The sequence below is a fragment of the Mycobacterium szulgai genome, assembly GCF_002116635.1.
GTDB classification, from domain to species: Bacteria; Actinomycetota; Actinomycetes; order Mycobacteriales; family Mycobacteriaceae; genus Mycobacterium; species Mycobacterium szulgai.
The window spans coordinates 1-6146 of the sequence record NZ_LQPW01000051.1 but is presented as its reverse complement, the minus strand read 5'-3'; the positions used below and the strand labels follow the sequence as shown (position 1 = coordinate 6146).

6 protein-coding genes are annotated in these 6146 nt (G+C 66.8%); 3 read left to right on the top strand and 3 right to left on the bottom strand.

Annotation, left to right across the window (positions count from 1 at the left end; genetic code table 11):
* From AWC27_RS10735 to AWC27_RS10725, 3 genes are all read right to left on the bottom strand, one after another.
* Window positions 1–535: PE family protein (locus AWC27_RS10735; RefSeq protein ID WP_139836899.1), on the bottom strand; the 535-nt coding region annotated here is incomplete at its 3' end.
* Window positions 536–656: 121 nt separating this feature from the next.
* The gene (locus AWC27_RS10730; protein ID WP_085670474.1) at window positions 657–2207 is read right to left on the bottom strand and encodes a glycerol-3-phosphate dehydrogenase/oxidase; all 1551 of its coding nucleotides are present in this window, start codon (window positions 2205–2207) and stop codon (window positions 657–659) included.
* Window positions 2207–2776 carry a TetR/AcrR family transcriptional regulator gene (locus AWC27_RS10725; protein ID WP_085670473.1) on the bottom strand — a complete coding sequence of 190 codons (570 nt, stop codon included), beginning with the start codon at window positions 2774–2776 and terminating at the stop codon, window positions 2207–2209. Before AWC27_RS10725 ends, AWC27_RS10730 begins: the two co-directional genes overlap by 1 nt.
* A 47-nt stretch (window positions 2777–2823) precedes the next feature.
* Here AWC27_RS10725 and AWC27_RS10720 point away from each other — a divergent pair, with 47 nt between their 5' ends.
* The 3 genes from AWC27_RS10720 to AWC27_RS10710 form a co-directional block, all read left to right on the top strand.
* Window positions 2824–4404: an FAD-binding oxidoreductase gene (locus tag AWC27_RS10720; protein WP_085670475.1), complete on the top strand. Its 1581-nt coding sequence runs from the start codon at window positions 2824–2826 to the stop codon at window positions 4402–4404.
* Between the two features lie 8 nt (window positions 4405–4412).
* Window positions 4413–5357, top strand: coding sequence for a diacylglycerol kinase (locus AWC27_RS10715; protein WP_139836900.1), 945 nt, complete (start codon window positions 4413–4415; stop codon window positions 5355–5357).
* Between the two features lie 119 nt (window positions 5358–5476).
* Window positions 5477–6146 (top strand): PE family protein (locus AWC27_RS10710; RefSeq protein WP_139836898.1); only part of this gene is annotated, 670 nt, incomplete at its 3' end.

Here is a 6146-nt window from a genome sequence, read left to right as displayed (position 1 = left end):
CGCCCGCCCCACCTGCGCCACCGACCCCGCCGTTGCCCCACAATCCCGCGGCGCCGCCCGCGCCACCGGATTGGCCGGCGGCGCCGGCCGCGCCATTGCCACCGTCGCCGAACAGCAGCCCACCGGCCCCGCCCGCCTGGCCCGGCGTGGTCCCGTTGACGCCGTTACCAATCAACGGGCGTCCCAGCGCGAACTCGGTAGGCGCATTGATCACCGCGAGCACATCCTGCTCGAAGGTCTGCAACGGCGACACGTTGGCTGCCTCGGCACTCGCGTATAAACCCCCACCGACGGCCAAGGCCCGCACGAACTGGTCATGAAACGCCGCGGCCTGCGCGCTGACCGCCTGATAGCTTTGCCCGTGCCCGGCGAACAGCGCCGCCACGCCCGCCGACACCTCATCAGCCCCGGCGGCCAGCACCCTCGACACCCGTGTCGCTGCCGCGGCGTTGGCCGCGCCGATCGCCGAGCCAACACCCGCCAAATCATTGGCCGCCGCCACCGCCGCCTCAGGTGTCGCGGAAACGAATGACATCCCGGACCTCCTCACGACTGACGACAACCCGGCACTCAGCCGGCCACCGTCGACGCAATCGAGCATGCACATCGTATCGCCGCCGAAGGCGTAGCGTCCGCGCTTAACAGGACACCGATCACTACCTGAGCGGGGCTAGAAACTCCTCGGCCACACCGACGACGCGCTCACGATCACGCGGCACCAAACCAATGCGCGTGCGGCGATCGAGGATGTCGTCAACGTCCAGCGCGCCCTCGTGCGTGACGGCATATTCGAACTCCGCCCGGGTCACGTCGATGCCGTCGGCGACGGGCTCGATGGGCCGGTCGCAGGTGGCCGCGGCGACAACGTTGGCCGCCTCGGCGCCAAAGCGGGCCACTAGCGACGCGGGCAGCTCGCCAATCGGACCTGTTCCCGGCCCGGGGTTAGCGGGCGCACCAACCAACGGCAGATCGCGGGTACGACACTGCGCAGCGTTGAGATGCCGCAGGCTGATCGCGCGGTTGAGAACATCCTCTGCCATGTAACGGTATTCGGTCAGCTTGCCGCCGACCACACTGATCACGCCGGACGGCGACTCGAAAATCGCGTGGTCGCGCGACACATCGGCGGTGCGGCCCTCACCGGTGTCGATGAGCGGCCGCAAGCCTGCGTACGCACCGATGACGTCGCTGGTGGTAACCGTCGTCCCCAACGCGGTATTCACCGTGTCCAGCAGAAACATGATTTCCTCTGAAGACGGTTCTGGCACATCGGGAATCGGTCCGGGAGCATCCTCGTCGGTCAACCCCAGGTACACCCGGCCCAGCTGCTCGGGCATGGCGAACACGAACCTGTTCAGCTCGCCGGGAATCGGAATGGTAAGCGCCGCAGTCGGATTGCCGAAAGCGCTGGCGTCGAAGACCAAATGGGTTCCGCGGCTGGGCCGCAACTTCAACGACGGATCGATTTCCCCACCCCACACCCCCGCCGCATTGATGACGGCGCGTGCCGACACCTCGAACGACTGTACGCTGCGCCGATCGGTGAGCCGCACCGAAGTGCCGGTGGCCCTCGAGGCCGACACGTAGGTGAGGATCCGGGCGCCGTGCTGCGCCGCCGTCCGCGCCACCGTCGTGACCAGGCGGGCGTCATCGATCAATTGCCCGTCATAGTTGACAAGACCGCCCTGCAGGCCGTCACGCTGAACGGTCGGGGCCATCTCTATGACGCGTTCCGCGGAAATCCGGCGCGACCGTGGCAGCGTCGAGGACGGTGTACCCGCCAGCACCCGCAACGCGTCGCCGGCCAGAAAGCCGGTGCGCACCATCGCACGCTTGGCGAAATTCATCGACGGCAGCAACGGGACCAGCTGCGGCAACGCTTGGACAAGATGGGGTGCGTTGCGCGTCATCAGGATTCCGCGTTCGATGGCGCTGCGCCGGGCTATACCGACATTGCCACTGGCCAGATATCGCAGACCGCCGTGTACCAGCTTCGAGCTCCACCGGCTCGTCCCGAAAGCCAGATCGTGCTTTTCCACCAGCGCCACCCGCAGGCCGCGCGACGCGGCGTCCAAGGCGATGCCGACCCCGGTGATACCGCCGCCGATCACCACGACGTCCAGCGGTTCACCGTCGGCGAGTGCGGTCAACTCGGCGGTGCGGCGCGCGGCGTTAAGAGCTGTCGAGTGAGCGGTCGAGTTGGACATCAGGACAGGTATCCGTTCAGTGAGTAGGTGAGTTCTGCGGCCAGCTTTGCGGAATCAAGAAGCGGCGCAACGATATCCGCGGACTGAATCGTGGACTGTGCGATCAGCAGCACCATCGCCGCGAGCTGACGGGCGTCGCCGGCGCGTACGCTGCCGTTCCGCTGCGCTACTTTGAGCCGCGCGGCAAGCCCCTCGATCAGAAACTGCTGGCTGGCCCCCAGGCGTTCGGTGATGTACACCCGGGCCAGTTCGGAATGCATTACCGACATGATCAGATCGTCGCGCCGGAGCCGGTCGGACACTTCGACCACTTGTTTCACCAGCGCCTCGCGGTCGTCCCCGTTGAGCGGCACTTCCTTGAGGACATCGGTGATGTGGCTGGTAAGCAGCGTCGACATGATCGACCGGGTATCCGTCCAGCGGCGATACACCGTCGGACGGCTGACGCCGGCCCGGCGCGCGATCTCGGCGAGCGTCACCCGATCCACACCGAAATCGACCACGCAACTCGCCGCCGCCGCAAGTATGCGATCCTCGATAGTCGAAGGAGCATTACTCATTGACAGCATGTGTAATACTGTAACGCATGACGCATCTTGAGGAACTCCTCCCGCCGATGAAATGGAACGCGTGGGGAGATCCCGCCGCAGCCAAGCCGCTTTCCGACGGCATCAAGACTTTGCTGAAGCAGGTTGTCGGCCTGGAGGATTCCGACGAGGCCGACCTGCAGCCCGATCAGGTGCAGCTGCGCCCGTCGGCGCTGTCTCAAGAGCATCAGGATCAGCTGGCCAAGATCGTCGGCGCCGAATTCCTCCGCACCGCCGACCGCGACCGATTGCTGCACGCCGGCGGCAAATCCACGCCAGACATGTTGCGCCGCAAGGACACCGGGCTTCAGGATGCACCTGACGCGGTGTTGTTGCCCGGCGATGACGACACCGTCGCCGCCATCCTGCAGTACTGCTCGCAAAACGGCATCGCGGTTGTCCCGTTCGGCGGCGGCACCAACGTCACCGGCGGCCTGGACCCGGTCCGCGGCGACTTCAGTGCGGTAATCTCGCTGGATTTGCGTCGCTTCGACCAACTGCACTCCCTCGACGAGGTGTCCGGCATCGCCGAATTGGGCGGCGGGGTCACCGGCCCGGACGCCGAACGTCTGCTCGGCGAACACGGCTTCTCGCTCGGGCACTTTCCGCAGAGCTTCGAGTTCGCCACCATCGGCGGCTTCGCGGCCACCCGCTCGTCGGGTCAGGACTCGGCGGGCTACGGCCGGTTCAACGACATGATCCTCGGGCTGCGGATGATCACCCCGGTGGGCGTGCTGGACCTGGGCCGGGTAGCGGCTTCGGCCGCCGGACCTGACCTGCGCCAGCTGGCGATCGGTTCGGAAGGCACCTTCGGCGTCATCACCAAGGTGCGGCTGCGGGTGCACCGTAAGCCCGAGATCACCCGCTACGAGGCGTGGTCGTTCCCCGACTTCGCCACCGGGACCGCCGCGCTGCGCGCGGTGACCCAAACCGGCACCGGGCCCACGGTCGTACGGCTTTCCGATGAGGCCGAGACCGGAGTCAACCTGGCCACCACCGAAGCCATCGGGGATAACCAGATCACCGGCGGCTGCCTGGGCCTGACGTTGTTCGAGGGCACCAAGGAGCACACCGAAAGCCGGCACGCGGAGACGCGCGCGCTACTGGAAGCACACGGCGGCAAGTCACTCGGTGAAGAGCCGGCGCAGGCCTGGGAACGGGGCCGGTTCGCCGCGCCATACCTGCGCGACTCCCTGCTGGCCGCCGGCGCGCTGTGCGAGACCCTCGAGACCGCCACCGACTGGTCCAACATCCCCACCCTGAAAGCCGCTGTCACCGAGGCACTTACGTCCTCGCTGGCCGAATCGGGCACCCCGGCGCTGGTGATGTGCCACGTGTCCCACGTCTACCCGACGGGTGCGTCGCTGTACTTCACCGTGGTCGCCGGACAGCGCGGCAATCCGATCGAACAATGGTGGGCGGCCAAGCGCGCCGCCTCGGATGCGATCATGGCCAACGGCGGAACCATCACCCATCACCACGCGGTCGGCGCCGACCACCGCCCGTGGATGCGGGAAGAGGTGGGCGAGCTGGGCGTGCAGTTGCTGCGCGCGGTCAAGGCGACGCTGGATCCAGCCGGAATTCTCAATCCCGGCAAGCTGATTCCGTGACCGCGGAAATTCCAGATAGCGCCGCCCAGGGACAATTGCGTCGGCGCGAGATCGCGAAGGTCACCGCGCTGACCAATCCCCTGTCGGGACACGGCGCCGCGGTACACGCCTCGCAGGTTGCAATCGCCCGGCTCAAGCACCGGGGCGTGGAAGTCATCGAAATCGTCGGCGAAGACGCCGAAGACGCGCGGTATCTGCTTGCCGCCGCCGTCGAAAACGGCACCGACGCGGTCGTGGTCACCGGCGGCGACGGCGTCATCTCGAATGCATTGCAGGTGCTCGCCGGCACCGACGTTCCGCTGGGCATCGTCCCGGCGGGCACCGGCAACGATCACGCCCGCGAACTCGGCATTCCCACAAAGGATCCCGAGGCCGCCGCGGACCTCATTATCGATGGCTGGACGGAAACGATTGACCTCGGCCGGATTAGGGACGGCAACGGGGTCGATAAGTGGTTCGGGACCGTAGCCGCAACCGGATTCGACTCCCTGGTCACCGACCGGGCCAACCGGATGACCTGGCCACACGGACGGTTGCGCTATTACATTGCGATGCTCGCCGAGCTCTCGCAGCTGCGCGCGTTGCCATTTCGGCTGGTGCTGGACGGCAAGCACGAAATCGAGTCCGATCTCACGCTGACGGCGCTGGGCAACATGCGCAGCTATGGCGGCGGAATGCTGATCTGTCCCAATGCCGACCGCTCCGATGGCCTATTGGATCTGACCATGGTGCAGACGGGATCCCGGACGAAGTTGATCCGCTTCTTCCCCACTGCGATCAAGGGCACCCACGTCAAACTCGACGAGGTAACCACCGCACGGGCCAAGACCGTCCACATCGAATGCCCCGGCATCAACGTCTACGCCGACGGCGACTTCGCCTGTGCGCTGCCGGCCGAGATTTCTGCGGTGCCGGCTGCGCTGCAGGTGCTGCGGCCGCCCAACCGCGCCTAAACCCGGAGTTTTCCCGCCTGGTTTGAGATCCCTGTTTAGACTCAGCTGGGTCGCGTCCGCCGCGGGAGCCCCCGGGCGACAATCGTCGGGCCGGTACTGCATTGCAGAAGGTGCGCCGAATGTCTTACTTGGTCGCAACACCACAGATCCTGAGTACGGCAGTCGGGGATTTGACCCATCTCGGATCGGTGATCGCTTCGGCCAACATCGCAGCCGCCGGTACGACGAACTCAGTGGCGGCCGCGGCCGCCGATGACGTCTCGGTGGCCATCGCGGCACTGTTCAGCCGGCACTCCCAGACTTGGCAAGCGGTAGCCGCTGAGGCCGCAATGTTCCATGACCAGTTGGTGCAAACAATGACAGCCAGCGCGGGCGCATATGCGAGTGCCGAGGCCGTCAACGTCCAACAGATTCTGCTGGATGCGATTAACGCGCCCACGGAGGCAGCACTGGGACGCCCATTGATCGGCAACGGCGCTAACGCGGCGCCGGGCAGCGGTGCCGCCGGTGGCGCCGCGGGGATATTGATCGGCAACGGCGGCAACGGCGGGTCTGGCGGAGTCGGCCTGCGGGGTGGGGCGGGCGGGGCAGCGGGCCTGTTTGGCAACGGCGGCGCAGGCGGGCAAGGCGGACCTGGCATGGCCGGCGGCAGCGGTGGTGCCGGCGGCATGCTGTACGGAAACGGCGGAGCAGGTGGAGCCGGCGGTATTGCTGGACCGGCCGGGACGGGCGGCGTAGGCGGAAACGGGGGCAACACCGGATTTTGGGGTAACGGTGGCGCCGCAGGGG

Excerpts from the sequence above, each read along its gene's own strand:
- AWC27_RS10730 (WP_085670474.1), bottom strand. The coding sequence starts at position 2,207 with ATGTCCAACTCGACCGCTCACTCGACAGCTCTTAACGCCGCGCGCCGC.
- AWC27_RS10725 (WP_085670473.1), bottom strand. The coding sequence starts at position 2,776 with ATGCTGTCAATGAGTAATGCTCCTTCGACTATCGAGGATCGCATACTT.
- AWC27_RS10720 (WP_085670475.1), top strand. The coding sequence starts at position 2,824 with ATGAAATGGAACGCGTGGGGAGATCCCGCCGCAGCCAAGCCGCTTTCC.